Origin of the sequence: Stenotrophomonas sp. Iso1 (assembly GCF_027497995.1) — a bacterium.
Classification (GTDB): Bacteria; Pseudomonadota; Gammaproteobacteria; order Xanthomonadales; family Xanthomonadaceae; genus Stenotrophomonas.
In genome coordinates this window covers 1-236 of record NZ_JAODBT010000017.1, presented here as the reverse complement: position 1 = coordinate 236, position 236 = coordinate 1, and the positions used below count along the sequence as shown (strand labels likewise).

Sequence of the window (236 nt, the reverse complement as noted above, 5' to 3'; positions counted from 1 at the left end):
CCGAACCAGGGCGGCACGCCGCCGGGTCCGAACCAGCCGGGCACGATCTTCACTCCGCCGGGCGACGATGGTGCAGGCAACCCGACGCCGGCCAGCTACACGGTCAGCTACAACGAGAACAGCGCCGCGGGCGCCGCACTGGGCCAAGTCCAAGCCGGTGACGTGGATGGCGATGACGTGACCTTCGCGATCAGCGCGGGTAACGACAATGGCTGGTACGCGATCGATCCGACCAC

At 68.2% G+C, this 236-nt stretch carries 1 protein-coding gene; it reads left to right on the top strand.

The features are described from left to right. Positions 1-236 (top strand): cadherin repeat domain-containing protein (locus tag PAN08_RS18020; RefSeq protein WP_269792876.1); only part of this gene is annotated, 236 nt, incomplete at both ends.